Below are 26,506 nucleotides of genomic sequence, written 5' to 3'. Positions count from 1 at the left end.
CCTTCTTCGACGGAGCCGCCGGGGACGACTCCACTACGGACGCTCAGTGCGTGAGGATTTTGGAGAGGAAGTCCTTGGCCCGCTCGCTGCGCGGGTTCGCGAAGAACTCGTTCGGCGGGGCGTCCTCGACCAGTTTGCCGTCGGCCATGAAGATGACCCGGTTGGCCGCGTGCCGGGCGAAGCCCATCTCGTGCGTGACCACCACCATGGTCATGCCGTCGCGCGCCAGCGAGGTCATCACGTCGAGCACCTCGCCGACCATCTCCGGGTCGAGCGCGCTGGTCGGCTCGTCGAAGAGCATCGCCTTGGGCTGCATGGCCAGCGCGCGGGCGATCGCCGCCCGCTGCTGCTGGCCGCCGGAGAGCTGGGCCGGGTACTTGTCAGCCTGGTTGGCGATGCCGACGCGGTCGAGCAGGGCCAGGCCGCGCTCGCGGGCGGCGGCCGGCTTCTCCTTGCGGACCTTGACCGGCCCGAGCGTGACGTTCTCCAGGATGCTCTTGTGCGCGAAGAGGTTGAACGACTGGAACACCATGCCGACCTCGCTGCGCAGCTTGGCCAGCGGCTTGCCCTCGGCCGGCAGCGGCTGCCCGTCGAACGTGATGGTGCCGTTGTCGATCGGCTCCAGCCGGTTGATGGCGCGGCACAGCGTCGACTTGCCGGAGCCGGACGGGCCGATGACCACGACCACCTCGCCCCGGCCGACGGAGAGGGACACGTCGTCGAGCACGTGCAGCGGCCCGAACCACTTGTTGACCCCGTCGAGCACGATCAGCGGGTCGCCCGTCGTCACGATCGTCCACCGTCCCTGTCGTCCGTGCCGGAACAGAGGGTCGGTCGACCCCCGGTTGGGCAACTGTAGGCGGGGTGACGTGGCGGAACGCAACTCAGTTGGTCACGGAGCGGTAACACCGGTCACCGGTGTGCCGGCGGGTCCCAATTCCGTCCCTGGCCGGGGCGCCCGAGTGGCGACGCCGCCGTCTCGCGGAGATCATGGAGCGATGACGTTCCGGCTCACCGAGTACGCCCGTGGCGGCGGCTGCGCCTGCAAGATCCCGCCCGGTGAGCTGGAGGCGATGGTCGCCGGGTTGGGCCCGAGCGGCGGCGCCGCCGAGTTGCTGGTCGGCCTGGAGAACGGCGACGACGCCGCGGTGGTCCGGCTGGACGAGCGCACCGGCCTGGTGACCACCGCCGACTTCTTCACCCCGGTCGTCGACGACGCGTACGACTGGGGCCGCATCGCCGCCGTCAACGCGCTCTCCGACGTGTACGCCATGGGCGGCACCCCGCTCGTCGCGCTCAACCTGCTGTGCTGGCCGCGGGAGGTGCTGCCGCTGGAGCTGGCCCGGGAGGTGCTGCGCGGCGGGCAGGACGTGGCCCGCGAGGCGGGCTGCCATCTGGCCGGCGGGCACAGTGTGGACGACGACGGTCCGAAGTACGGCCTGGCGGTCACCGGGTTGGTCCGCCCGGACGAGTTGATCACGCTGGACGCCGGGCGGGCCGGGCTGCCGCTGTCGCTGACCAAGCCGCTCGGCGTGGGCGTGCTCAACACCCGGCACAAGCAGACCGGGGAGCGCAACGCTGCGGCGGTCGACTCGATGACCCGGCTCAACCGGGACGCCGCCCGCGCCGCGGTGGCCGCCGGCATCCGCTGCGGCACCGACGTGACCGGCTTCGGGCTGCTCGGGCACGCCTCGAAGCTGGCCCGCGCCAGCCGGCTCACGGCGGTGATCGACACCGCCGCGGTGCCGTACCTGGAGGGCGCGCGGGAGGCGCTGCGCGACGGGTACGTCAGCGGCGGCACCCGGCGCAACCTGGAGTGGGTGACGCCGTGGACCGACTTCGGCGACGTCGACGAGGCCGAGCGGCTGCTGCTGGCCGACGCGCAGACGTCGGGTGGGCTGCTGGTGGCCGGCGAGGTGCCGGGCGGCACGGTGGTCGGTGAGTTGCTGCCCGCCTCCGACACGTTGATCCGGCTGCGCTGACCGGCGTGGCAGCGGTGCGGACGCGACACCGTACCCGATAAACTGTCATCTTCCCGCTACTCAGGGCAACGTCGCCCAGGGGAAATTTTGCCCGGAATGGTCACAGACCGGTAACTTGCCCCCGGTCGAGGTCAAATGCCCCCCACCATCGTCAGTAAGGCCCGATCCGGAGGCCGGTGGGACGAGCGCAGCGAGGAGGCGGCATGACCGAGCTGTGGAACTGGAGAATCGACGGCGGCGCGCCGGTGGAGGTCTACCCGGCGTTGGCCGAGGCGCTCGGCCGGGTGGTGATGCCGCTCGCCGTCGCCGACCCGGTCCGGCTGCCCGCGTACGCGGTGGTCTGCGACGTGTGGGAGGCGCCCGGGGCGTACGGCACCGTGGTCGACTGTTACGGCGTGCCCGAACGCCTGCCCGAGCTGCCCGCCATCGCGGCCCTGGCCCGGGTGCTCGGCCGCAACTGCCTGATGCGCGACGACACGCTCGACGCCGGCCGGCACCTGCTGGTCGCCCCGGACGGCACGATCCGCCCGGTGCACTTCGACGTGGTCGAGACCGACGACGGCGAGGCGCTCAGCGACCAGCGGCTCTGCACGCTTGCCGACCCCGGCTGCCGGGGCTGGTCGCAGTGCCACCGCTCCCGCTGGGCCCCCGACTCGGTCGCCCCCGCGCTGGCCGCCGCCTGACCGCCCCACCCCCCACCCGCCCGGGCGGGACACGGGGGTGGGGCGGTCCGGGTGGCCCGGATACGCTGTCCGGGTCATGACTACCGCAGCCGCGGGCAGCCCGCGCACCTACCAGGTGCGCACGTACGGCTGCCAGATGAACGTGCACGACTCCGAGCGCATCTCCGGCCTGCTCGAAGACGCCGGCTACGTGCGCGCCGCCGAGTCCGTCGAGCAGCCCGACGTGGTGGTGTTCAACACCTGCGCGGTCCGGGAGAACGCCGACAACCGGCTCTACGGCAACCTCGGCCACCTCCGCCCGGTCAAGACGAAGCACCCCGGCATGCAGATCGCGGTCGGCGGCTGCCTGGCCCAGAAGGACCGCGGCGAGATCGTCCGCAAGGCGCCCTGGGTGGACGTCGTCTTCGGCACGCACAACATCGGCTCGCTGCCGGCGCTGCTGGACCGGGCCCGGCACAACGCGGCGGCCGAGGTGGAGATCCTCGAGTCGCTGGAGGTCTTCCCGTCCACCCTGCCGACCCGGCGCGAGTCGACGTACGCGGGCTGGGTCTCCATCTCCGTCGGCTGCAACAACACCTGCACGTTCTGCATCGTGCCGTCGCTGCGCGGCAAGGAGAAGGACCGCCGCCCCGGCGACGTGCTCTCCGAGGTGCGCGCGCTGGTCGCCGAGGGCGTGCTGGAGGTGACGCTGCTCGGGCAGAACGTCAACTCCTACGGCGTGGAGTTCGGCGACCGGTACGCGTTCGGCAAGCTGCTGCGCGCCTGCGGCGACGTCGACGGGCTGGAGCGGGTCCGCTTCACCAGCCCGCACCCGAAGGACTTCACCGACGACGTGATCGCCGCGATGGCCGAGACGCCGAACGTCTGCCACTCGCTGCACATGCCGTTGCAGTCCGGCTCCGACGAGGTGCTGCGGGCGATGCGCCGCTCGTACCGGTCGGAGAAGTACCTGGGGATCATCTCCAAGGTCCGGGCGGCGATGCCGGACGCGGCGATCACCACCGACATCATCGTCGGCTTCCCCGGCGAGACCGAGGCGGACTTCCAGCAGACCCTCGACGTGGTCCGGGAGGCCCGGTTCTCGTCGGCGTTCACGTTCCAGTACTCCAAGCGCCCCGGCACCCCGGCCGCCACCATGGTCGAACAGCTCCCCAAGCAGGTCGTGCAGGAGCGCTACGAGCGGTTGATCGCCTGTGTCGAGGAGATCACCTGGGCGGAGAACAAGAAGCTGGTCGGGGAGACCGTCGAGGTGCTGGTCGCCGTCGGCGAGGGGCGCAAGGACGAGCGCACCGGCCGGATGTCCGGCCGGGCCCGCGACGGCCGGCTCGTGCACTTCGCCACCGGTGACCTGGCCGGGCGGATCCGCCCCGGCGACATCGTGCACACCACTGTCACGTACGCCGCCCCGCACCATCTCAACGCGGACGGGGCACCGGTGGCGCACCGGCGTACCCGGGCCGGCGACGCGGCCGAGGCGGGACGCGCCCCGCGTACGCCCGGGGTGCTGCTCGGGCTGCCGACGGTGGGCGCGCCGGCCGAGTCGCCCGCCCCCACCGGCGGCTGCGCCGCCCACTGACCCGCCCGCGCTGAAGGAGGGGCCCCTTCTTAACACCGAGTGTTAAGAAGGGGCCCCTCCTCTACCGAATGCGTTAAGAGGGGGCCCCTCCTTACACCATCAGCAGGCGGTGCCGTTGAGCTTGACGGTGGCGGGGGCGGCGGCGGTGCCGTTGGCGGTGAAGCCGACGGTCACCGAGGCGCCCGGCGCCAGCGACGACGCCCAGTTCGGCGCGGCGGCCGTGACCGTCGTGCCGGACTGCGTGACGGTGGCGTTCCAGCCGCTGGCCAGCGTCACCCCGGACGGCCACGTCCAGGTGGCCGACCACGGGTTCAGCGCGGCGGTGCCGGTGTTCTTCACGGTCAGCTCGCCCTGGAACCCGCCGGCCCAGGCGTTGGTCTGCTTGTAGCTGGCGGTGCAGCCGCCGCTGGGCGCCGGCGTCGTCGGTGCCGGCGTGGTCGGCGCCGGTGAGGTGTTCGGGGTGCCGGTCGGGGACGGGCTGCTGGTGCTGCCGCCACCCGTCGGCGGGATCAGGTACGGCTGGAGGATGGCCTGCTTGGCCTGGTTGACGGTGGTCCAGTCGTCGTTGGCGATGCCGCCGGTGTCACCCGAGTTCGGGTTCCACGACCAGTAGGTGAACGACATGCCGTTGACCCCGGTGCCGGTGTAGGCCATCAGGTTCTCCAGCCAGACCTTGTCCTTCGGGTCCTGGAGCGTGGTGCCGAACTCGCCCATCATGATCGGCGCGATGTTCTGCTTGTAGAGGTAACCCCAGTACTTGTCCCAGATCGCCGGCATGTTCGCCGGGTAGCTCGGGTCGTCGAACCAGGCCTGCCGGTAGACCGAGGTGGCGTACTCGTGCGGCGAGTAGACCAGCCGGTTCGCCACGTTCAGCCGCACCGGGAACTGCCCGGCCTTGGACAGGTTGCCGCCCCACCAGCCGCAGTCCTCGTCGTTGCTGGGGTCGTTGTCCCAGACGTTCGACAGACCGCCGCTCGGGCAGCTCACCCCCTCCACGAAGATCAGCCAGTTGGGCTGCACGCCGAGGATCGCGTTGCCGGCCCGCTCGGCGGCGAGCCGCCAGTCCCGGGCGGTGTCGCCGCAGCCCCAGCAGGCGCCGGTGGCGGCCGGGTTGGTGCCCTCGGCGTGCGGCTCGTTGTGCAGGTCCGCGCCGATCACCGTGGGGTTGTTCGCGTACCGCTGGGCCATCGTCTTCCAGTCGGCGATCCAGGTCGCCTCGGACACGCCCGAGGTGTACCAGAGCGGCGACTGCCCGGCCGAGGTCGGCCGGTGCCGGTCCAGGATGACCCGCATCCCCTTGCTGCCCGCGTAGCCGATGACCTTGTCCAGGATCTGCAACGGGGAGAGCCCGATCAGGTCCGGGTTGACGAAGTCGTTGATCCCGGTCGCCGTCGCGCCGGGCTTGATGGAGTCGTTCGAGAACGGGATGCGCAGCGTGTTGTAGCCCAACCGGGCCATGGTGTCGAGTTGGCCGCGCCACGGGTTGCTCGACCACAGGCCGTGGAACGTCTTGTTGTCGGTCTCCATGCCGAACCAGTTGATGCCGGTCAGCCGGACGGTCGCGCCCGTGCTGTCGACGATCTTGTTGCCGTTGGTGTGCAGGTAACCGGTGCCGGTGCCGCCGGCCGCGGCGACGGCCGGGGTGGTGCTGACGGCCGCGGCGACGAGGATGCCGGCCGCGGCGGTGGCGAGCGCCGTCAGGGCGCCGCCGAGGGCGGTGCGTCGGTGCATGGGAGCTCCACTTCGGATGCCCGCGCCGCTCGGGCGCCGCGGGCGGCAGGACCAGGAGGCCCGACCCGCTCGTCATCGAGTACGCGGACAGCGTCCGCCGGGCCGGTCACGTGGACGGCCAACCGCGGGGGAACACCGGCGATCCTCGACGGCGATGATCGCCGTCGACGCCCTAACGCCGGTGTCGAAACCTGACTCCGCCGCCCATTCTGATCAGCCCACCTCGATGCGTCAACCGCCGCCCGGACAGACGGAAGCCCCGGCCCGCCAGGGACCGGGGCTTCCGAACGCGTCCGTCAGCCGGCCTGCTCGGCGAGCTGGAGGAACTGGCGCTTGGACGCCAGCGCCTGCTCGGCCTCCTTGATGCGGCGGGTGTCGCCGGCCGCCTGGGCCCGGGCCAGCCGCTCCTCGGCCTCGGCCACCTGGGCGCGCATCTGCGCCAGCAGCGGATTGTCCTCCTTGGAGGTGCGCCGCCACGCCGAGTCCATCACCTGGCGGACCTTCTCGTCCACCGTCCGCAGCCGGCGCTCCAGGCCGGCGGCCGCCTCGCGGGGCACCCGGCCGGCCTCGTGCCACTGCGCCTGGATCTCCCGCAGCTTCGCCTGGGCGCCCTTCGGGTCGCCGTCGACGTCGAGTGCCTCGGCCTCGACCAGCAGCGCCTGCTTGCGCTCCAGGTTGACCTTCTGCTCGTTGTCCCGCGCCGAGAAGACCTCGCTGCGGCGGGTGAAGAACTCGTCCTGCGCGGCCCGGAACCGTTCCCAGAGCTTCTGCTCGGCCTCCTTGGCGGCGCGCGGCGCGGCCTTCCACTGAGCCATCAGGTCCTTGAGCTGGCCGGCGGTGACGCCCCAGTCGGTGGACTCCTTGAGCTTCTCGGCCTCGGCGACCAGCTCCTCCTTGACCGTCTGCGCCTGCTTGCGCTGCTGGTCGAGGGAGGCGAAGTGGGCGCCCCGGCGCCGGGTGAAGCCGTCCCGCGCGGCGGCGAACCGCTTCCACAGCTCACCGTCGGTCTTCTTGTCGACGCCGCGGATGGTCTTCCACTCGTCGAGGATCTCCTTGAGCCGGTCGCCCGCGGTCTTCCAGCCGGTCGACTCGGCGGCCAGCTTCTCGGCCTCCTCGACCAGGGCGGTCTTGCGGGTCAGCGCCTCGCCCCGGGCGGCCTCCCGGGCCGCCTTGGCCTCGCCGGCCTTCTCCTCGGCGACGGCGGCAAGCTTGTCCAGCCGGGCGGCCAGGGCGTCGATGTCCCCGACCACGTGCGCCTCGGCCAGTGACGCGCGGATCCGGCGGATCGTGGTCAGCGAGTGGCCGGCATCGGCCGCGCCCGAGTTGAGCCGGGCCTCGGTGAGGTCCACCTCGGTCACCAGGTCGGCGAAGCGCCGGGCGAAGTGGGCGAGCCCTTCCTCCGGGGCCCCCGCCTGCCAGGATCCGACCACCCGCTCGCCCTCGGCGGTCTTGACGTAGACGGTGCCGTCCTCGTCGACCCGTCCGAAGGCAGTCCAGTCGCTCATGTGCCCATCCTCGTTCTCCCGGCGCCGAGGGAACAGCCCTCGGTCGCCGCCACGGCGCAGCAAACTTTCTCCCGGCATTGTCACAGGTCCGCCCCCGTCCGTGTCGAGCGCCTGTCGTCGACCGTGACCATACGGTGTCGTACGCCCTCGATGACCGGATCGGCGCGGGACGCACCGGGGTGTCCCGCTAGGTTGGGGTCGTGCCCCTGGTCGCCGCCGCCGTCTGCCCCCATCCGCCGCTGCTCGTGCCCGAGCTGGCCGGCGCCGCCGCACCCGAGCTGGACGACCTGCGGGCCGCCGCCGACGCGGCGGTCGCCCGGCTGCTCTCCGCCGAGCCCGACGCGATCCTGCTCGTCGGCGGGGGACCGGAGACCGTCCGGTTCAACGCCGCCGACTCGGGCTCTCTGCGCGGCTTCGGGCTCGACCGGCCGGTGCGGCTGTGGAAGATCTCCTGCTCCGGCGGAGAGGTCCTGCCGCTGAGCCTGACCATCGGCGCCTGGCTGCTGAACCGCTCCGGCACCGGCCTGCCCCGCCTGGCCCGGTCGGTGGCCCACGACGCCGCACCGGCGGAGTGCGCGGCGTTCGGCGCGAGCCTGATCGCCGCCGACGATCCGCGGGTCGCGCTGCTCGTGCTCGGCGACGGGTCCGCCTGCCGGGGCGTCACCGCGCCGGGGTACGACGACCCGCGCGCGCCCGCGTACGACGAGGTGGTCGCCGCGGCCCTGGCCGGCGCGGACGCCGACGCCCTGCGCGGCCTGGACCCGGTGCTCTCCGCCGAGCTGCGGGTCGCCGGGCGGGCGCCATGGCAGACGCTGGCCGGCGCGGTGGGCGCGGCGGGCGGCGACTGGCGGGGCGAGCTGAGCTACCACCGGGCGCCCTACGGCGTCGCCTACTTCGTGGCGAACTGGGAGCTGTCATGACCGTCGTCGCGGTGGTCGGGCCGACCGCGGCCGGCAAGTCGGCGCTGAGCATCGCGTTGGCGCACGCGCTCGACGGCGAGGTGGTCAACGCCGACTCGATGCAGCTCTACCGGGGCATGGACGTCGGCACCGCCAAGCTGACCCCGGCCGAGCGGGAGGGCGTGCCGCACCACCTGCTGGACATCTGGCCGGTGACGGAGCCGGCCAGCGTCGCCGAGTACCAGAAGCTGGCCCGCGCGGCGGTCGACGACATCCTCGCCCGGGGGCGGGTGCCGTTGCTGGTCGGCGGCTCCGGGCTCTACGTGCGGGCGGTGCTGGAGCAGTTCGAGTTCCCCGGCACCGACCCGACGCTGCGGGAGCGGCTGGAGGCGGAGCTGGCCGAGGTCGGCCCGGCCCCGCTGCACGCCCGGCTCGCCGCCGCGGACCCGGTGGCGGCGGCCGGCATCCTGCCCGGCAACGGCCGGCGGATCGTCCGGGCGCTGGAGGTGATCGAGCTGACCGGCGCGCCGTTCACCGCGTCGCTGCCGGCGCCCACGCCGTACTACCCGTCCGTGCAGCTCGGCGTGGACCTGGACACCGCGACGCTGGACGAGCGGATCGCGCTGCGGGTGGACCGGATGTGGGCCGACGGCCTGGTCGACGAGGTGCGCACGTTGGTCGGCGCGGGGCTGCCGGCGGGCCGGACGGCCAGCCGGGCCCTCGGCTACCAGCAGGTGCTGCGGTTCCTGGCCGGTGAGCTGACCGAGACGCAGGCGTACGAGGAGACGATCCGGGCCACCCGCCGGTTCGTCCGCCGGCAACGCTCGTGGTTCCGGCGCGATCCGCGCGTGCACTGGCTCGACTCGGCCGCCCCCGGGTTCGTCGACACGGCGCTGCGGATCGCCGTCGGGCATCGGGGATGATGGGACCGTGGAGTTCAGCAAGGGGCACGGCACCGGCAACGACTTCGTCATCCTGCCCGACCCGGACGGCACGCTCGATCTGACGCCCGGCCTGGTCGCCGCGCTCTGCGACCGCCGGCGCGGGCTGGGCGGCGACGGCGTGCTGCGGGTGGTGCGCGCCGCGAAGCACCCCGACGGCGCCGCGCTTGCCGGCGAGGCCGAGTGGTTCATGGACTACTGGAACTCCGACGGCTCGTTCGCGGAGATGTGCGGCAACGGGGCCCGGGTCTTCGTGCGCTACCTGCTGGAGCGGTCACTTGTCGCCCCGTCGGGCGGGACGCTGCCGATCGCCACCCGGGCCGGTCTGGTCCGGGCCCGCGTCGAGGGCGCGGACGTGGCGGTCGAGATGCGCCGGCCCCGCCTGCACGACGCGGCCACCGCCACACTGGGCGGGCTGACCCTGACCGGCGCGGCGGTGGACGTCGGAAACCCGCACCTGGTGTGTGCGCTGCCCGCCGCGCTTGACCTGGCCGCCCTCGACCTCACCCGCGCCCCCGAGGTCGATGCCGCGACGTTCCCGGCCGGCGTCAACGTCGAGTTCACCACGCCCGGCGAGCCGGTCGACGGCACCGACGGGCACGTGCTGATGCGGGTCCACGAGCGGGGCTCCGCCGAGACGCTCTCCTGCGGCACCGGCGCGTGCGCGGTGGCGGCGGTGGCGTTGCGGGACATGGGCCGGGAGAACGGCGTCGTGGCCGTGGACGTCCCGGGCGGCCGCCTGACGGTCACCGTGACCGCCGACTCCTGCTGGCTGGCCGGCCCTGCCGTACTGGTCGCCACCGGCACCCTGACCCGCGCCGCCCTGCGCCCCTGACCAGCGCTTCCCCGTCCGGCGCCGGTCGCACCGGGCGTCACTCCGCACGGGGAGCGTTGCCCCAGCCGGGGGGCGTTTGCCTCGCACGAGGCATTGCCCAGCCGGGAGCGTTGGTCTCGCCCGGGTGCGTCGCCCCAGCCGGGTGCGTCGCCCGCGCCGGGTGCGTCGCCCCACCCGGGTGCGTCGCCCGCCCGGCTGCGTCGCCCGCCGGGGGCATTGGTGACGCCGGGTAACGGCCTGGGAGACGGATGGGTTCGGGAGCGATATACCGCCTGGTCATATTTATGACGCTGCGGTATATCGCTACACAGTCGCACCTCTGCCGGCCGCGACACGCCGGCCCGCGACACGCCGGCGGCAGCTTAGGTAAGCGGCCAGACGGCGCGGCATGCGGCGAAGGCGGGCGGCCGGACGGCGCGGCATGCAGCGAAGGCGGGCGGCCGGACGGCGCGGCATGCGGCGAAGGCGGGCGGCCAGATGGCGCGGCATGCAGCGAAGGCGGGCGGCCGGACGGCGCGGCATGCAGCGAAGGCGGGCGGCCGGACGGCGCGGCATGCAGCGAAGGCGGGTGGCCAGGTAGTGGGGGCGGCGGCGAAGGCGGGCGGCCAAGGGGTGGGGTGGCAGCTCAGGCGGGCGGTGGGGCCGCGGTCGGGGTGGCGCCGTCAGGGGGTGGCGCTGGCGTTGGCGGCGATCTCGGGAAGGTCGGCCGGGCCCGGGTCGGCGGCGGGCGGCGGCGTGACGGCCGGGTTCTGCGCGGCGGCGCGCACCGCGGCGGCCACCGCCGGGGCGACCCGCGAGTCGAACACGCTCGGCACGATCACGGTGGGGTTGATCTTGTCCTCGCCGACCACGTCGGCGATGGCGCGGGCCGCCGCGATCGCCATCTCCTCGGTGAACTCCTCGGCGTGCGCGTCGAGCATGCCGCGGAACACGCCCGGGAAGGCGAGCACGTTGTTGATCTGGTTCGGCTGGTCCGAGCGGCCGGTGGCGACCACGGCGGCGTGCTTGCGCGCCTCCCGCGGGTCCACCTCCGGGTCCGGGTTGGCCAGCGCGAAGACGATCGCGTCCTTCGCCATCGCGGCCACGTCGTCGCCGGTGAGCAGGTTGGGCGCGCTCACCCCGATGAACACGTCCGCGCCGCGCACCGCACCGGCCAGGTCGCCGGTGTAGTTCTCCCGGTTGGTGTTCTCGGCCAGCCACTGCCAGGCCGGGTTCAGGTCGGGCAGCCCGCGGTGCAGCGCGCCCTGCCGGTCGTACGCGATGATGTCGCCCACGCCCTGACGCAGCAGCAGCTTCATGATCGCGGTGCCGGCCGCGCCGGCGCCGGAGACCACGACCCGGACGTCCGCGAGCTGCTTGCCCACCACGCGCAGCGCATTGGTCAGCGCGGCCAGCACGCAGATCGCGGTGCCGTGCTGGTCGTCGTGGAAGACCGGGATGTCCAGCGCCTCGCGCAGCCGGGCCTCGATCTCGAAGCAGCGCGGCGCGGCGATGTCCTCCAGGTTGATCCCGCCGTACGCCGGCGCGATCGCCTTGACGATCGCCACGATCTCGTCGGTGTCCTGGGTGTCCAGCACCACCGGCCAGGCGTCCACGCCGCCGAAGCGCTTGAACAGCGCCGCCTTGCCCTCCATCACCGGCAGTGAGGCGGCCGGCCCGAGGTTGCCCAGGCCGAGCACGGCCGAGCCGTCGCTGACCACGGCGACCGTGTTGCGCTTGATGGTGAGCCGCCGGGCGTCGGCCGGGTTCTCCGCGATCGCCATGCAGACCCGGGCCACCCCCGGGGTGTACGCCCGGGACAACTCGTCGCGGGTGCGCAGCGCGACCTTCGGGGTCACCTCGATCTTGCCGCCCAGGTGCAGCAGGAACGTCCGGTCGGAGACCTTGCGCACGTCCACCCCGTCGAGCGCGGTGAGCGCGTCGACCACCTGGTCGGCGTGGCCGGCGTCGGCGGTGTCGCAGGTGAGGTCGACGATCACGTTGGTCGGGTCGGAGTCGACCACGTCCAGCGCGGTGACGATGGCGCCGGCCTCGCCCGCCGCGGTGGTCAGTCGACCGATGGAGGAGGCGTCGGCGGGCACCGCGATCCGGATCGTGATCGAGAATCCGGCACTCGGCAGTCGGGTGATGGCCACGAGAAAACAACTCCTCCGTCGACGCTGAGCGGCTCGACTGGCATTTCTACCCGCCCACCCGGGCCGACCGGCATCCGGCCCCACTACCGGTGGGTAGCGCCACGGGCATAACGCGGGTGCGCCCGGCGTTGACACGTGTCAGGATTGCTGTCACGCGCCGAAAATTCTCGGTGATGCACATAACGGACAGGAGACGCGGTTTGCGCGAGCAGGAGACCTTCCACCCCTACGAGGACGACGAGCTCGACACCACCACCGGTGAGTACGAGCTGTCGGAGCGGCAGGCACTGCGGCGGGTCCCTGGCCTCTCCACCGAGCTGACCGACATCACCGAGGTCGAGTACCGCCAGCTCCGGCTGGAGCGGGTCGTCCTGGTGGGCGTCTGGACGGAGGGGAACCAGTCCGACGCGGACAACAGCCTCACCGAGCTGGCGGCGCTGGCCGAGACGGCCGGCTCGCAGGTGCTCGAAGGGCTGATCCAGCGCCGCAACCGACCGGACCCGGCGACGTACATCGGTCGGGGCAAGGTCGACGACCTGGGCGCGGTGGTGCTCTCCACCGGCGCCGACACGGTGATCTGCGACGGTGAGCTGTCCCCGTCGCAGCTGCGCAACCTGGAGCAGCGCACCAAGGTCAAGGTGGTCGACCGCACCGCGCTGATCCTCGACATCTTCGCCCAGCACGCCAAGAGCAAGGAGGGCAAGGCGCAGGTCGAGCTGGCCCAGCTCGAATACCTGCTGCCGCGCCTGCGCGGTTGGGGTGAGACGCTCTCCCGGCAGACCGGTGGTAGCGGTCGCGGCGGTGGCGCCGGCGGCGGCGTGGGCCTGCGCGGCCCGGGTGAGACCAAGCTGGAGACCGACCGCCGTCGGATCCGGCACCGCATCGCGCGGCTGCGCCGCGAGATCAAGGGCATGACCACGGTACGCCAGACGAAGCGCGCCCGGCGCTCCCGCAACGCGGTGCCCGCGGTGGCCATCGCCGGCTACACCAACGCCGGTAAGTCCAGCCTGCTCAACCGCCTCACCGGGGCGGGCGTGCTGGTGGAGAACGCGCTGTTCGCCACGCTGGACCCGACCACCCGCCGGGCCACCACCTCCGACGGGCGGCTCTACACGCTCTCCGACACGGTGGGCTTCGTCCGGCACCTGCCGCACCAGATCGTCGAGGCGTTCCGCTCGACGCTGGAGGAGGTCGGCGACGCCGACCTGGTGGTGCACGTGGTCGACGGCACGCACCCGGATCCGGAGGAGCAGGTCCGGGCGGTCCGCGAGGTGCTCGCCGAGGTGGGCGCCGACCGGCTGCCCGAGCTGCTGGTGGTCAACAAGACCGACGCCACCGACGAGGAGACGATGCTGCGTCTCAAGCGGCTCTGGCCGGAGGCGGTCTTCGTCTCCGCGCACAGTGGGCGCGGGGTCGACGAGCTGCGCGAGGCGGTCGAGCGTCGGCTGCCCCGGCCGGCGGTCGAGGTCCGCGCGGTGCTCCCGTACGACCGGGGTGACCTGGTGGCCCGGGTGCACCGTCAGGGTGAGGTGCTGAGCACCGCGCACCTGCCCGAGGGCACGCTGCTGCACGTGCGGGTGGGTCAGGCGCTCGCCGCCGAGCTGGCGCCCTACCGCGCGGGTGACCGGCTCACCAATGACGATCGGGTGGGCGCCGGGCGGTGACCGTCCGGCGTCACCCGCCCGAAACCCGGCTCGTGCGACACTGAGCGCCATGCGGCACGTTGTCTCCTCGGTCACGCTCGCGCTCGGCCTGGTCGGCGCGGTCGTGGCGCCGGCCGGGCCGGCCCCGGCGGCCCCCGCCGCGGCCCCGGTGCTGGCCGCGGCTCCCAAGAAGAAGTGCACGGTCGCCGACGACCGGCTCCGCGAGCTGTCCGGCCTGGTCGCCACCGGCGACGGGTACGTCGTCATCAACGACGGCTCCGACGACCCGAGTCGCAAGCGCGTCTTCTACCTGGACGCCAAGTGCAAGGTCGACAAGGAGATCCGCTACTCCGGGGACGGCCCGCTCGACACCGAGGACCTGGCGCTCGGTCCGGACCGCAAGACGCTCTGGGTCGCCGACACCGGCGACAACATCGAGAAGAAGACCCGGCGGGAACGCGTCGCGGTCTGGACGATGCCGCTGTCCGGGTCGAAGGAACCGGTGCTGCACCGGCTCGCCTACCCGGGCAAGGAGCCGCACGACGCCGAGGCGCTGCTGGTCGGCGACGACAACCTGCCGCTGGTGATCACGAAGGAGCTCTCCGGCAAGTCGGAGGTCTTCACCCCGACCGCGAAGCTGAAGGCCGGCGGCGACCCCGAGCCGATCCCGATGGAGAAGGTCGGCGAGGTCACGCTGCCGAAGACCAACACCGAGAACAAGCTCGGCTCGCCGGGGCGGGCGCTGGTCACCGGCGCCGCCCGCTCGCCGGACGGCGCCAGGGTCGTGCTGCGCACGTACGCCGACGCGTTCGAGTTCGACGTGGCCGGCGGTGACATCCTCAAGGCGTTGACCAGCGGTAAGCCCCGGGTCACGCCGTTGGCCGACCCGTTCGGCGAGGCGATCTCCTACACCTCCGACGGCAAGTCGTTCGTCACCGTCTCCGACGGCGGCTCGCTCGACCCGACCGACCCGATCGACATCCTCGGCTACACACCGGCCACCACAGGTGTGGAGGCGTTGCCCAACGGCGGCAAGGTCGAGACCCGGCCGGCCGCCGAGAAGTCCTGGCTGGAAGGGCTGTCGCTCGACGAGATCACGTACCTGATCGCCGCGGTCGGGGTGCTCGGTGCGCTGCTGGTCGGCGCCGGCGTCTTCGGCATCCTGCGGGCCCGGCGCAGGCCGGCGCCCGTCGCGCCGGCTGACGAGTCCGAGCGCAGCGACGAGTTCCCGGTGAACGGCGGCGTCCCGCCCGGCAACCGGCCGGACGCACCGCCACGCGGCGGGGTCTACGGCGGCGCTCAGGGCGGTGGCGTCTACGGCGGTGCCGCAGCCGGGGAGCGCCCGGCCGGCGGGGTGTACGGCGGGGGCCGGCCCCCGGGCGGCGCCGTGTACGGAGGGGGTGCCCAGGGCGGCGGTCGGCCTCCGAGCGGCGGCGCTGCGCAGGGCGGCGGTCGTGGCCAGGTCGGCGTTCCCCAGGTCGGCGTTCCCCAGGTCGGCGGTCCCCAGGGCGGCGGTCCGCAGGGCGGCGGCGCCTCCCCGGGCGGCGGCCGACCGGGTGGTGCTTCCCAGGGCGGCGGCGGCCGGTCGGGCGGGGGCCGTCCCCAGGGTGGCCGGCCGCAGGGCGGTGGCGGTGCCCCGGGCGGTGGCGTCTACGGCGGCGGCGCGGGCGGTGGCGGTGGCACCGGCGAGCGGGGCGGTTCGGGCGGCGGCGTCTACGGCGGCGGGGGAGGCGGCCAGGGTGGTGCGCGTCCGGGCGGCCGGGGTGGCGGTCCGGGTGGCGCGGGTCACCGCGGGCAGCCCGGTGGTGGCCGGCGGGGTGACGGCGGCCGGGCCGAGCCGCCGAGGCGCGATCCCCGGGACCCGCGCGGCGAGCGCCGCGACGACGGTTACGGCGAGCGCGGTCAGTACGGGCCGGTCCCCGGTGGCCGGGAGCCCCGGGGCGACCGCTACTGAGCACGACGCGAACGAGGGGTGACCGGCCACCGGTCACCCCTCGTGCGTCAGTCGGCCGGGGTCAGATCCGGCGCAGCACCGCCACCACGCGGCCCATGATGGTGGCGTCGTCGCCCGGGATCGGGTCGAAGGCCGGGTTCTGCGGCATCAGCCAGACGTGCCCGTCGCGGCGGCGGTAGGTCTTCACGGTCGCCTCGCCGTCGAGCATGGCCGCCACGATGTCGCCGACCTCGGCGTTGGGCTGCTGCCGGACGACCACCCAGTCGCCGTCGCAGATCGCGGCGTCGAGCATCGAGTCGCCCTTGACCTGGAGCATGAAGACCTCGCCCTCACCGACCAGCTCGCGGGGCAGCGGGAAGATGTCCTCCACGGCCTGCTCGGCGAGGATCGGCCCACCGGCGGCGATCCGGCCCAGCATCGGCACGTACGCCGGGGCGGGACGCTGCGCGCGGGCGGCCTCGTCGTCGACGTCGCTCGGGGCCCGGACGTCGACTGCGCGCGGGCGGTTCGGGTCGCGGCGCAGGAAGCCCTTCTTCTCCAGCTCCTTGAGCTGGTAGGCGACGCTGGACGGGGAGACCAGGCCGACCGCCTCGCCGATCTCGCGGACGCTCGGCGGGTAGCCGTGGCGCTCGACCCAGGTGCGGATGAACTCCAGGATCCGGCGCTGCCGGGCGGTGAGGTCGACCGTGGCCGGTTCGGGGAAGGCGCTGACCACCGGTGTGACCGGACGCACGGCGGGCTGGGCGGCCCGACTGCGCGCGGCGCGGGGTCGGCGGGTCGCCGGCGGCCCCGCCCCGTCGATCGGCTGCGGGTTCTTCTGCCGGCTGGCCCGGTCCTCGGTCACGTCCGTCCTCCCTGGTCGGCGCTGGGTGCCTCGTCGGCTCGTGGTGCGTGTGGTCCGACCGTATAGGTGAGATCGGCCATTTTCAAACATCTGTACGACCTGCTGTCGGCGTGTCGCGCCGAAATCCTGGATTTCCGAACGCTTGTTCTGATAAATGGTACGCCGCACTCGAACGGGTGTTCCATCCCGACGCCCCGTGACCGAGGGTGCCGGGTCGGCGTTGGGCTCCTCGACGGGTGACGCGCCGGACACGCCGACCAACTTGACCTCGCTTGGGGGACGGCATACGGTCAACCCCTAGATGTAGTAGTCACATGGGCGTAAGTTGCCTACAGGTTGGGTTTCCACTACCGAACGCACTCCCGCACCGCACATCCGGCGACGGTCATCCACGATGGCTCCGCCGGGTCGACGCGTGCCCGGGAGTCGGTAGGTGTGCCCGTGGTCGATGAAGGAGGTCGGGCGATGCGGTGTCCGTACTGCCGGCACGCCGACTCCCGGGTCGTCGACTCGCGGGAGGCCGACGACGGCCAGCTCATCCGGCGGCGGCGGTCCTGCCCGGAGTGCGGCAAGCGGTTCACCACCGTCGAGGAGGCGGTGCTCGCGGTGGTCAAGCGCAGCGGGGTGACCGAACCGTTCAGCCGCACCAAGATCATCGGTGGGGTGCGCAAGGCGTGCCAGGGCCGGCCGGTCGACGACGACTCGATCGCGCTGCTGGCACAGAAGGTCGAGGAGACCGTACGCGCCAAGGGGGCGGCGGAGATTCCCAGCCACGACGTGGGGCTGGCCATCCTCGGCCCGCTGCGTGACCTCGACGAGGTGGCCTACCTGCGGTTCGCCAGCGTCTACCGGTCGTTCGACTCGCTCGCCGACTTCGAGCGGGAGATCGAGACGCTGCGGGCCGCCGCGCGCGCCCGGGGGGGCGCGGACACGCCGGCGGGCGACACCGCCGGCGCGATCAACTGACATCTCTGATTCTGACAGGTTCGACCAGGCGCGGTGGGTGACCGTGCCGACGAGGGGGCGAGGGCGTGACGACCAGCAAGTCACGGAACAAGGCCGGGGCGGGGCTGAAGACCGAGCGCGTCTGGACGACCGAGGGGGTGCATCCCTACGACGAGGTCGCCTGGGAGCGCCGCGACGTCGTCATGACGAACTGGCGGGACGGCTCGATCAACTTCGAGCAGCGCGGGGTGGAGTTCCCCGAGTCCTGGTCGGTCAACGCGGCCAACATCGTGACCACGAAGTACTTCCGGGGCGCGGTGGGGACCCCGGAGCGGGAGTGGTCGCTCAAGCAGCTGATCGACCGGGTGGTCGACACCTACCGCACCGCCGGTGAGGAGTACGGCTACTTCGCCTCCCCGGCCGACGCCGAGGTGTTCGCGCACGAGCTGACCTGGATGCTGCTGCACCAGGTGTTCAGCTTCAACTCGCCGGTCTGGTTCAACGTCGGCACGCCGTCGCCGCAGCAGGTCAGCGCCTGCTTCATCCTGGCCGTCGACGACTCGATGGACTCGATCCTCGACTGGTACAAGGAGGAGGGGCGGATCTTCCAGGGCGGCTCGGGCGCCGGGGTGAACCTCTCCCGCATCCGGTCCTCGAAGGAGCTGCTCTCCTCCGGCGGCACCGCCTCCGGTCCGGTCAGCTTCATGCGCGGCGCGGACGCCTCCGCCGGCACCATCAAGTCCGGTGGCGCCACCCGGCGCGCGGCCAAGATGGTCATCCTCGACGTGGACCACCCGGACATCGAGGAGTTCGTGGCGACCAAGGCGCGCGAGGAGGACAAGATCCGCGCGCTGCGGGACGCCGGGTTCGACATGGACCTGGGCGGCGCCGACATCGTCAGCGTGCAGTACCAGAACGCCAACAACTCGGTCCGCGTCTCCGACGAGTTCATGACCGCGGTGGAGAACGGCGGCGGCTTCGACCTGCGCGGCCGGCTCGACGGGCAGACCATCGAGACGATCGACGCCAAGAAGCTGTTCCACACCATCTCCCAGGCCGCCTGGGAGTGCGCCGACCCGGGCCTGCAGTACGACGACACCATCAACGACTGGCACACCTGCCCGGAGACCGGGCGGATCACCGCGTCGAACCCGTGCTCGGAGTACCTGCACCTGGACAACTCCTCGTGCAACCTGGCCTCGCTGAACCTGATGAAGTTCCTCCGCGCCGACGGCGGCTTCGAGGTGGAGAAGTTCGTCCGGTCGGTCGAGTTCGTCATCACCGCGATGGACATCTCGATCTGCTTCGCCGACTTCCCGACCGAGAAGATCGGGGAGACCACCCGCGCCTACCGGCAGCTCGGCATCGGGTACGCCAACCTGGGTGCCCTGCTGATGGCCTCCGGCCTGCCGTACGACTCGGAGCAGGGGCGGGAGGTGTCCGCGGCGATCACCTCGCTGATGACCGGCACCGCCTACCGCCGCTCCGCCGAGCTGGCCGGCATCGTCGGCCCGTACGACGGCTACGCCCGCAACGCGGAACCGCACAAGCGCGTCATGCGCAAGCACGCCGCCGCCAACGACAGCATCAAGCCGACCGGCACCGTGGGCACCGCCGTGCAGCGCGAGGCGACGAAGCAGTGGACGCTCGGCAACAAGCTCGGCGACCGGAACGGCTGGCGCAACTCGCAGGCCAGCGTGCTCGCCCCGACCGGCACCATCGGCCTGATGATGGACTGCGACACCACCGGCGTCGAGCCGGACCTGGCGCTGGTCAAGTTCAAGAAGCTGGTCGGCGGCGGCTCGATGCAGATCGTCAACCAGACCGTGCCGCGCGCGCTGCGCAGCCTCGGCTACCCCGAGGAGCAGGTCGAGGCGATCGTCGAGCACATCGCCGACCACGGGCACGTGGTGGACGCCCCCGGCCTGAAGCCGGAGCACTACCCGGTCTTCGACTGCGCCATGGGTGAGCGGTCCATCGCGCCGATGGGGCACGTGCGGATGATGGCGGCGGTCCAGCCGTTCATCTCCGGCGCCATCTCCAAGACGGTCAACATGCCGGAGCAGGCCACCGTCGCGGACGTCGAGAAGATCTACTACGAGGGCTGGAAGCTCGGCCTCAAGGCGCTGGCGATCTACCGGGACAACTGCAAGGTGGGCCAGCCGCTGTCGGTCGCCAAGCCGAACAAGGGCGCCGCCGAGACCCCGGCCCCGGTGGCCGAGGCCGAGAAGGTCGTGGAGAAGGTCGTCGAGTACCGCCCGGTGCGCAAGCGGCTGCCGAAGAAGCGCCCGTCGCAGACGGTCTCGTTCTCGGTCGGCGGCGCCGAGGGCTACCTCACCGCCTCGTCCTACCCGGACGACGGCCTCGGCGAGGTCTTCCTCAAGATGTCGAAGCAGGGCTCGACCCTGGCCGGCGTGATGGACGCCTTCTCGGTGGCCATCTCCATCGGTCTCCAGTACGGCGTCCCGCTGGAGACGTACGTCAGCAAGTTCACCAACATGCGCTTCGAGCCGGCCGGCATGACCGACGACCCGGACGTGCGGATGGCCGCCTCGGTGATGGACTACATCTTCCGTCGCCTGGCGCTGGACTTCCTGCCGTACGAGCGCCGCGCGGAGCTGGGCATCTTCACCGCCAAGGAGCGGGCCGCCCAGCTCCGGGCCGAGGCGGAGGCGGAGGCGAGCGGTGCGGACCTCACCGCGATGGCCGCCTCCGCCCCGGTCGAGGCGCCCGAGCCGAAGACCGGCCCGGTGGCCCAGCCGGCACAGGAGACGGCGAATGTTGCCGCCGCCAAGCCGGCGCCGGCGGTGGGTTCCAGCACCGAACTGCTGGAAGCCGTGATCGGCAAGGCCGCGGACGCGCCGCTCTGCTTCACCTGCGGCACCAAGATGCGCCCGGCCGGTAGCTGCTACGTCTGCGAGGGCTGCGGCTCCACCAGCGGTTGCAGCTGACAAAAGCAACGAGCCCCGGGCGCTCCAACGCCCGGGGCTCGTGAGCCGGGACGGAGCCCGACCTGTTCCTTGCAGAGACAGATCTTCGCTCCTCCCGGCTCGGTCAGGCAAGTTGATCGAGTAGGAACGGAGGAGTTATGCCTGGTAAGGCGAAGCCAGTGCACGTCGTCCCTCGGGACGGCGACTGGGCTGTGGTTCGAGAGGGAAATCAGCGGGCATCGTCGGTGCACGCTACCCAGGCGGAAGCCGAGAGGGCGGGGCGACCGGCGGCTCGGGCGGACCAGACGGAGTTCTATCTTCACGGCAGAGACGGTCAGATCCGTGAGCGAGACAGCTACGGCAACGATCCGAATCCGCCCCGCGACGCACGCTAGTTGAAGGGCCGGGGCGTACGCGAAGGCGTGCGCCCCGCTTGCCTTTCTGGGTCCTACCGGCTGGCTTTCAGCCCAGCGATGAAGGCCACCCAGCTCTGGCGGGGGAGCCCGAGGTTGGGGGCCGAGGGGTTCTTGCTGTCGCGGACTTCAACCGTCATGTTGACGTACCTAGCTTCGACGCAGGCTCCGTTGCTGCCGCTCCGGCTGCTCTTGCGCCACTGCGAGTCCACGTCCGCCTCCTACTCGGTGAGCCGCGCGCCTCGGATTTCCTCGATCATCGCGGCCGAGTCAGTGGGTGACAAGGCCGCTGCGCGCAGGCTGTTGAACACCACCGTACAGCGGCGTACATCCTCGCCCTCCGCATAGAGGTCACCCGTCAGGCCCTCGATGTAGACCACGCTCGGGCCGTCGGCGAAGTTGAGGATGTGGAAGCTGGACAGCATGGAGGCGTACGCGCCTTCCCGGAACGGGATCACCTGAATCGTGACGTTCCACCGGCTGCTCGCATCGAGCAAGGCGGTGAGCTGGTCGGCCATGACGGCAGCCCCGCCGATCTGGCGTTGGAGGACAGCTTCATCCAGTACGGCCACGAGGCGGAGCTTGCCAGAGGAGATCAGCTCTTGGCGGTGCGTTCGGACGGCAACTCGCCTCTCGACCGCGTCGGGTGATGGCTCGAAGGCGTCCTCCGCCATCATCGCCCGCGTGTATGCCGGCGTCTGGAGCAGGCCGGGTACGACAAGCGTCTCGAAGTTCTGTACCTCCTCGGCTGCGGATTCCAGGCCGATGTATTGCCGGTACGACGAGGGCAGGTCTCCGTACTTCGCCCACCAGCCGCGTTGCTTGCCGGTGCGTGCCATCGACAGCAACGTCTCGCGCAACTCGATGTCGGTCACGCCGTAACGGTCCAGCAGAGCGTTCAGCGCCGGCCCCTTGATGCCGACACGGCCTGCCTCGATCCGTCGAAGTGTGCTCGCGGTGACCTCGATGATGTCGGCGGCCTGCTCGGCGGTGACATCAGCCTGCTCTCTGGCCTGGCGCAACTGCGAGCCAAGTTGGAAGCGAACGAACGTCGGGCTTTCCATGGCGGTGATTGTTCCGCTCAGAGTGGCCTTGGGGAACGCGACACGCCAATTTGCATGCGCGTAGATGGTTGACCATCCGAAAATGCGCGCGCAAAATTAGCCGTGCATGGCAGCGGTGGGCTACGGCAGGAGACCTCTTGCGTAACCGGGTGTCGTACGAGGAGTACCTGGTGGCGGTCGCGTTGACCCTCGCCCGGCGACACCGTCCGGTCTGGTCATGGCAGCGGTGGCGGCGTATCTGTCGATGCGGTGCCGACCTGCCATGCCGCGCCCGTCACCGCATCCCGATCCGTAGTGGCCACTGGCCTGGGGAGGAAGAGACGTGACTGCCCACGTGCCGGTATTGCCGGCTTGGAGCTGCGGTGGATGCGGCGCACCCTGGCCCTGCGCGACCCGACGCCATGAGCTGCGGGTGGAGTTCGCCGGAGTGCCCCTGTCGCTGGCCCTCTACATGGGGTCCTATCTGGTCTGGGCGACCGAGGATCTGACCTGGGTCTCGGCCGGGCTGTTGCACCGCCGCTTCCTCGGGTGGGTGCGATGAGTGCCATCAGCCGGGGCGACGAACGCTTCCACTACTGCGATGGCTCCCACCGTTGGATCCCGCCCGACCCGGACTTCGACCAGGAGGTCTGGGAGGCGATGGTCCGTCAGCACCAGCAATGCCATCTGGAGGAGATTTCTCGCGGTCTCCGCCGACGTCGGCCCGAGGCACGTTAGGTGTGCACGGTCACAGACCCGAGTACGCGAGGAGCTGCGATGCTCAGGCGATGAGCACGGCCGACATCTATCAGGCGTTCGCCGACCGCGAGGCACACGGCCTGTCCCCGGCGTACGAACGGTTGTCGCGGGCCGTGGCGCGCGACCCGGAACTGCTCGCGATGCTCGACACGTTGCCGCCGGCGAAGCGTCAGCCGAACCTGCTCTTCGGTGTGGTCCGGTTGCGCGGCGGCCCGGTGGACGACCCGGCGGCGTTCCGCGCGCACGTGCTGGCGCACTGGCCGGAGATCGCGGCGCAGATGCGGGCCCGGGCCACGCAGACCAACGAGGCCGGCCGCTGCGCGGTGCTGCTGCCGGTGCTCACCGCGTTGCCGCAGCCGCTGGCGCTGCTGGAGGTGGGCGCCTCCGCCGGCCTGTGCCTCTACCCGGACCGGTACACGTACCGCTACGGCGACCGACGGATCGGCGACGGCGAGCCGGTGCTCGACTGCACGCTCACCGGCGTCGCCCCGCCGGACCGGCGGCCGGAGGTGGTGTGGCGGGCCGGGCTCGACATGAACCCGCTCGACGTCACCGACCCGGCGGACCTGGCCTGGCTGGACGCGTTGATCTGGCCCGAACACACGCACCGGCGCCAACGGCTGCGCGCGGCGGCGGCAGTCGCCGGGGCCGACCCACCGCTGCTGGTCCGCGGTGACCTGGTCGACGACCTGCCGGCGCTGGCGGCCCGCGCCCCGGCCGGCGCGACGCTGGTGATCTTCCACAGTTCGGTGCTCTACCAGGTGCCGCCGGCCCGCCGGACGGCCTTCACCGAGCTGGTCCGGACGCTGCCCGGGCACTGGCTCGCCAACGAGGACCCGACCCTGCTGCCGGGGGCGGGCGTCCCCGACCCGCCGGACGGCGGGTTCCACAACCTGCTCGCGCTCGACGGCCGACCGCTGGCCTGGACGCGGGGCCACGGGCAGGCGGCCACCTGGTTCGGCTGACGGCCGCCGCGGCCGGCCCGACGGTCAGTCCGCGGGCAGCGAGTCGATCGCGGCGGCCAGCACCCCGCGCAGGTCGGCCTCCGCGCCGGCCGGCAACGTCTTCGGCTCGACCACCTGGTACGCGACGCGCACCTCGTACCTGTCACCCCGCCAGGCCCAGCCGTCGAACCGGGTCTCCCCGCCGTCCCACGGGCGCACCGCCACGCAGGAGTTGTCGCCCGGTCCGCCGCCGGTCAGGTCGCTTCCGATCCTGGCGCACCGGTCCCGCCGCCACCGGTCGTCGTACATGCCCTCGGCGTCGACGGCCACGGTGACGACCAGGTCGCCGCGCATGGTGGTGCCGCTGGTCAGGTCGACCGCGCACTCCCGGGAGCCGCTGCGGTCACCGAGGTTTGCCGAGGCGCTGGGCGACGCGCCCGGCGCGAGCCGGGTCAGCAGGTCGGCCGGGAGCAGCGCGCAGGGGTCGCGCAGTTCGTCAGGCGTCGCCGTCTCGTCGGTGCCGCAGCCGGCGACGGCCAACAGCGCGCCGGCGACCACGATCGTCGCGGCCGATCTCGTCATCTGTCCTCCTTGGACGGTCGCGGCGACGGTAACAGCGCCACGCCACCCCGGATCTCGCGGTCCGCCCCCGTCCACATCCCGACCTCACCCACCACCCGTCCGCCCTGTTTCGCGGAAAGCGTGGTCATCCGGGCCCGAATGGCCACGCTTTCCGGGAAAGCGAGCGTGGGGGTGGAGGGATGGGGTGGGGCGGAGCGGGCCGGTAGGGTCGCGGGGTGGCCGAACCGCGCTGGCTGGCCGAGACCCGGGACGCCTACGACACCGTCGCCGAGGACTACGCGCGGCTGCTGCCCGACGTGGCGGAGCCGCCGCTGGACCGGGCCGTACTGACCGCGTTCGCCGAAACGGTGGGGCCGGATCGACCGGTGCTGGAGGTCGGCTGCGGCACCGGCCGGGTCACCGCCCACCTGCGCCGTCTCGGCCTCGACGTGGCCGGCGTCGACCTGTCGCCCGGCATGGTGGCGGTGGCCCGCCGGGCCCACCCGGAGCTGCGCTTCGACGTCGGCTCGATGACGGAGTCGGTCGCGACCGACGCGTCCCTGGCCGGGCTCGTCGCCTGGTACTCGATCATCCACCTCCCGCCGGAGCTGCTGCCCGAGGTCTTTGCCGGCTTCCACCGGGCGCTCGTCCCGGGCGGCCACCTGCTGCTCGCGGTGAAGGCCGGCGACCGGGTCGACCGGCGGGCTCGGGCCTACGGGCACGCGGTCGCGTACGACGTGCACTGGCTGTCACCGGAGCGGCTCACCGAGCAGCTCACCGCCGCCGGACTCACGGTCACGGCCACGCTGCTCCGGGCGCCGGTCGGCGCGGAGCGCCAGCCCCAGGCGTTCCTGTTCGCGCGGCGGGCCGGCGGATGAGCGTCGCACTGTTCACGCTCGGCGGGACCATCGCGATGGCCGACGCCGACGCCGGGGGAGTGGTCACCCGGCTCACCGGCGCCGACCTCACCGCCGCCGTACCCGGGCTTGCCGACATCCCACTCGACGTGCGTGACGTCGAGGCGGTGCCCAGCGCCGCGCTCGCGTACCGGCAGATCCTCGATCTGGTGGACGCGGCGGCTGCGGCGGTCGACGGCGGGGCGACCGGCGTGGTGGTCACCCAGGGCACCGACACGCTGGAGGAGACCGCGTTCCTGGCCGACCTGGTCTGGGCGCGCGCCGCGCCGCTGGTGTTCACCGGCGCGATGCGCAACCCGACACTCGCCGGCCCGGACGGGCCGGCGAACCTGCTCGCGGCGGTCCGGGTCGCCGCCGCGCCGGCCGCGCGGGACCTCGGCGTGCTGGTGGCGATGAACGACGAGATCCACGCCGCGCGGTTCGTCCGCAAGAGCCACAGCACCGGTACGGCCACGTTCGCCTCGCCGGACGCCGGGCCGCTCGGGCACGTGATCGAGGGGCGGGTACGCGTGCTCACCCGGCCGCCCCGGCACGCGCCGCTGCCGGCGGTGGGCCGCGACCGGCTGGCCGCCGTCCGGGTGGCGCTGCACACGGTCACGCTGGACGACGACGTGGCGCTGCTCGACGCGCTCGCCGCCGGTCGGGACGGGCTGGTGGTGGCCGGGTTCGGGGTGGGGCACGTGCCGCCGGCGTTCGCCCCGGCGCTGGGCGCGCTGGCCGGACGGATGCCGGTGGTGCTGACCTCGCGCACCGGGGCCGGGTCGGTGCTGCGGGACACCTACGGCGCGGTCGGCTCGGAGCGGGACCTGCGGCGGCGCGGGCTGGTCGACGGCGGGCTGCTCCACCCGTACAAGGCGAAGGTGCTGCTGCGGCTGCTGCTCGCCGCCGGCGCGGACTCCGGCGCCATCGCCGAGGCGTTCGCGCGGCACGGCTGAGGTGTAAGGCGGGGCCCCCTCTTAACACCTGCCGTTCAGAAGGGGCCCCGCCTATGCGGGAGGCGTTAACCGGGGGCCCCTCCTTACACTCCAGCGGTGAGTGAGGAGCTGGCGGACCGGCCGTTGACCGAGCCGCACCCGTCGCGGCTGCCGCCGGCGCACCCGGGGCGGGAGCGGATCCTGGCGGCGCACGCCGCCGCGCTGGCCGCCGGGGAGGCCGGCTACCCGGACCCGGAGACCGGTCTCTTCGTGCTCAGCGCCGGTTTCCTGGCCCGCCGGGGCACGTGCTGCGGGCGGGGCTGCCGGCACTGTCCGTACCTGACCGACTGAG

The 26,506-nt window shown here is 72.6% G+C and carries 24 protein-coding genes; 16 read left to right on the top strand and 8 right to left on the bottom strand.

Annotated features, from left to right (window positions below; genetic code table 11):
* Positions 1–43: 43 nt before the first annotated feature.
* Positions 44–790 carry an amino acid ABC transporter ATP-binding protein gene (locus TPA0908_RS05995; protein WP_281935423.1) on the bottom strand — a complete coding sequence of 249 codons (747 nt, stop codon included), beginning with the start codon at positions 788–790 and terminating at the stop codon, positions 44–46.
* A 208-nt stretch (positions 791–998) separates the two neighbouring features.
* Between TPA0908_RS05995 and selD the strand changes: the two genes are divergently transcribed.
* The 3 genes from selD (at position 999) to miaB (ending at position 4,241) form a co-directional block, all read left to right on the top strand.
* Positions 999–1,982, top strand: coding sequence for a selenide, water dikinase SelD (gene selD, locus TPA0908_RS05990; protein WP_281935422.1), 984 nt, complete (start codon positions 999–1,001; stop codon positions 1,980–1,982).
* Positions 1,983–2,185: 203 nt separating this feature from the next.
* Positions 2,186–2,665, top strand: a complete 480-nt coding sequence (locus tag TPA0908_RS05985; RefSeq protein ID WP_281935421.1) for a hypothetical protein — start codon at positions 2,186–2,188, stop codon at positions 2,663–2,665.
* A 76-nt stretch (positions 2,666–2,741) separates the two neighbouring features.
* Positions 2,742–4,241, top strand: coding sequence for a tRNA (N6-isopentenyl adenosine(37)-C2)-methylthiotransferase MiaB (miaB, locus tag TPA0908_RS05980; RefSeq protein ID WP_281935419.1), 1,500 nt, complete (start codon positions 2,742–2,744; stop codon positions 4,239–4,241).
* Between the two features lie 99 nt (positions 4,242–4,340).
* Here the strand turns inward: miaB and TPA0908_RS05975 are convergent, their stop codons facing one another.
* Together TPA0908_RS05975 and TPA0908_RS05970 are read right to left on the bottom strand one after the other, a co-directional pair.
* A complete protein-coding gene (locus tag TPA0908_RS05975; RefSeq protein ID WP_281935417.1) occupies positions 4,341–5,972 on the bottom strand; it encodes a cellulase family glycosylhydrolase in 1,632 nt (543 codons plus the stop codon).
* Between the two features lie 296 nt (positions 5,973–6,268).
* Positions 6,269–7,477 (bottom strand): DUF349 domain-containing protein, encoded by a 1,209-nt coding sequence (locus TPA0908_RS05970; RefSeq protein WP_281935416.1) that lies wholly within the window; start codon positions 7,475–7,477, stop codon positions 6,269–6,271.
* 200 nt (positions 7,478–7,677) lie between these two features.
* Here TPA0908_RS05970 and TPA0908_RS05965 point away from each other — a divergent pair, with 200 nt between their 5' ends.
* Genes TPA0908_RS05965 through dapF form a run of 3 tightly spaced genes read left to right on the top strand, consistent with a single transcriptional unit; the run spans position 7,678 to position 10,152 of the window.
* On the top strand, positions 7,678–8,397 hold the full coding sequence (locus TPA0908_RS05965; RefSeq protein WP_281935414.1) for a class III extradiol ring-cleavage dioxygenase family protein: 720 nt from the start codon (positions 7,678–7,680) through the stop codon (positions 8,395–8,397).
* A complete protein-coding gene (miaA, locus tag TPA0908_RS05960) occupies positions 8,280–9,299 on the top strand; it encodes a tRNA (adenosine(37)-N6)-dimethylallyltransferase MiaA (protein ID WP_374709176.1) in 1,020 nt (339 codons plus the stop codon). The genes TPA0908_RS05965 and miaA overlap by 118 nt, the downstream gene beginning before the upstream one ends.
* Before the next feature lie 7 nt (positions 9,300–9,306).
* Complete coding sequence (gene dapF, locus TPA0908_RS05955; protein WP_281935410.1) at positions 9,307–10,152, top strand: diaminopimelate epimerase; 846 nt, start codon at positions 9,307–9,309, stop codon at positions 10,150–10,152.
* A 662-nt stretch (positions 10,153–10,814) separates the two neighbouring features.
* Here the strand turns inward: dapF and TPA0908_RS05950 are convergent.
* The gene (locus tag TPA0908_RS05950) at positions 10,815–12,287 is read right to left on the bottom strand and encodes an NAD-dependent malic enzyme (protein WP_281935408.1); all 1,473 of its coding nucleotides are present in this window, start codon (positions 12,285–12,287) and stop codon (positions 10,815–10,817) included.
* 200 nt (positions 12,288–12,487) lie between these two features.
* Here TPA0908_RS05950 and hflX point away from each other — a divergent pair, with 200 nt between their 5' ends.
* Positions 12,488–13,951 carry a GTPase HflX gene (hflX, locus tag TPA0908_RS05945; protein ID WP_374709175.1) on the top strand — a complete coding sequence of 488 codons (1,464 nt, stop codon included), beginning with the start codon at positions 12,488–12,490 and terminating at the stop codon, positions 13,949–13,951.
* A 49-nt stretch (positions 13,952–14,000) separates the two neighbouring features.
* Complete coding sequence (locus tag TPA0908_RS05940; RefSeq protein WP_281935404.1) at positions 14,001–15,884, top strand: hypothetical protein; 1,884 nt, start codon at positions 14,001–14,003, stop codon at positions 15,882–15,884.
* A 61-nt stretch (positions 15,885–15,945) separates the two neighbouring features.
* On the opposite strand, the gene lexA is transcribed toward TPA0908_RS05940, so the two are convergent.
* Positions 15,946–16,728 carry a transcriptional repressor LexA gene (lexA, locus tag TPA0908_RS05935; RefSeq protein WP_281935403.1) on the bottom strand — a complete coding sequence of 261 codons (783 nt, stop codon included), beginning with the start codon at positions 16,726–16,728 and terminating at the stop codon, positions 15,946–15,948.
* A gap of 465 nt (positions 16,729–17,193) precedes the next feature.
* Between lexA and nrdR the strand changes: the two genes are divergently transcribed.
* The 3 genes from nrdR to TPA0908_RS05920 all read left to right on the top strand — a co-directional run bounded on the left by nrdR (position 17,194) and on the right by TPA0908_RS05920 (position 20,998).
* Positions 17,194–17,694 (top strand): transcriptional regulator NrdR, encoded by a 501-nt coding sequence (gene nrdR, locus TPA0908_RS05930; protein WP_107159129.1) that lies wholly within the window; start codon positions 17,194–17,196, stop codon positions 17,692–17,694.
* Positions 17,695–17,759: 65 nt separating this feature from the next.
* Complete coding sequence (locus TPA0908_RS05925) at positions 17,760–20,624, top strand: vitamin B12-dependent ribonucleotide reductase (RefSeq protein ID WP_281935399.1); 2,865 nt, start codon at positions 17,760–17,762, stop codon at positions 20,622–20,624.
* Between the two features lie 137 nt (positions 20,625–20,761).
* Positions 20,762–20,998, top strand: a complete 237-nt coding sequence (locus TPA0908_RS05920) for a DUF2188 domain-containing protein (protein WP_281935397.1) — start codon at positions 20,762–20,764, stop codon at positions 20,996–20,998.
* 53 nt (positions 20,999–21,051) lie between these two features.
* Here TPA0908_RS05920 and TPA0908_RS05915 read toward each other — a convergent pair whose 3' ends face one another.
* A complete protein-coding gene (locus tag TPA0908_RS05915; protein WP_281935395.1) occupies positions 21,052–21,228 on the bottom strand; it encodes a DUF397 domain-containing protein in 177 nt (58 codons plus the stop codon).
* A gap of 9 nt (positions 21,229–21,237) precedes the next feature.
* A complete protein-coding gene (locus TPA0908_RS05910; protein ID WP_281935393.1) occupies positions 21,238–22,080 on the bottom strand; it encodes a helix-turn-helix domain-containing protein in 843 nt (280 codons plus the stop codon).
* Between the two features lie 412 nt (positions 22,081–22,492).
* Here TPA0908_RS05910 and TPA0908_RS05905 point away from each other — a divergent pair, with 412 nt between their 5' ends.
* Entirely contained in the window at positions 22,493–22,621 is a 129-nt protein-coding gene (locus TPA0908_RS05905) for a hypothetical protein (protein ID WP_281935391.1), read from the top strand.
* Positions 22,622–22,847: 226 nt separating this feature from the next.
* Complete coding sequence (locus TPA0908_RS05900) at positions 22,848–23,783, top strand: DUF2332 domain-containing protein (RefSeq protein ID WP_281935390.1); 936 nt, start codon at positions 22,848–22,850, stop codon at positions 23,781–23,783.
* 24 nt (positions 23,784–23,807) lie between these two features.
* Here the strand turns inward: TPA0908_RS05900 and TPA0908_RS05895 are convergent, their stop codons facing one another.
* On the bottom strand, positions 23,808–24,344 hold the full coding sequence (locus TPA0908_RS05895; RefSeq protein WP_281935388.1) for a hypothetical protein: 537 nt from the start codon (positions 24,342–24,344) through the stop codon (positions 23,808–23,810).
* 215 nt (positions 24,345–24,559) lie between these two features.
* Here TPA0908_RS05895 and TPA0908_RS05890 point away from each other — a divergent pair, with 215 nt between their 5' ends.
* From TPA0908_RS05890 to TPA0908_RS05880, 3 genes are all read left to right on the top strand, one after another.
* Positions 24,560–25,201, top strand: coding sequence for a class I SAM-dependent DNA methyltransferase (locus TPA0908_RS05890; protein ID WP_281935385.1), 642 nt, complete (start codon positions 24,560–24,562; stop codon positions 25,199–25,201).
* The gene (locus tag TPA0908_RS05885) at positions 25,198–26,175 is read left to right on the top strand and encodes an asparaginase (protein ID WP_281935383.1); all 978 of its coding nucleotides are present in this window, start codon (positions 25,198–25,200) and stop codon (positions 26,173–26,175) included. The genes TPA0908_RS05890 and TPA0908_RS05885 overlap by 4 nt, the downstream gene beginning before the upstream one ends.
* A 96-nt stretch (positions 26,176–26,271) precedes the next feature.
* On the top strand, positions 26,272–26,505 hold the full coding sequence (locus tag TPA0908_RS05880) for a DUF5522 domain-containing protein (RefSeq protein ID WP_281935381.1): 234 nt from the start codon (positions 26,272–26,274) through the stop codon (positions 26,503–26,505).
* Position 26,506: the final 1 nt, after the last annotated feature.

Origin of the sequence: Micromonospora sp. AKA38, from assembly GCF_027925725.1 — a bacterium.
Classification (GTDB): Bacteria; Actinomycetota; Actinomycetes; order Mycobacteriales; family Micromonosporaceae; genus Micromonospora.
This window is presented reverse-complemented; position numbering and strand designations above follow the sequence as displayed.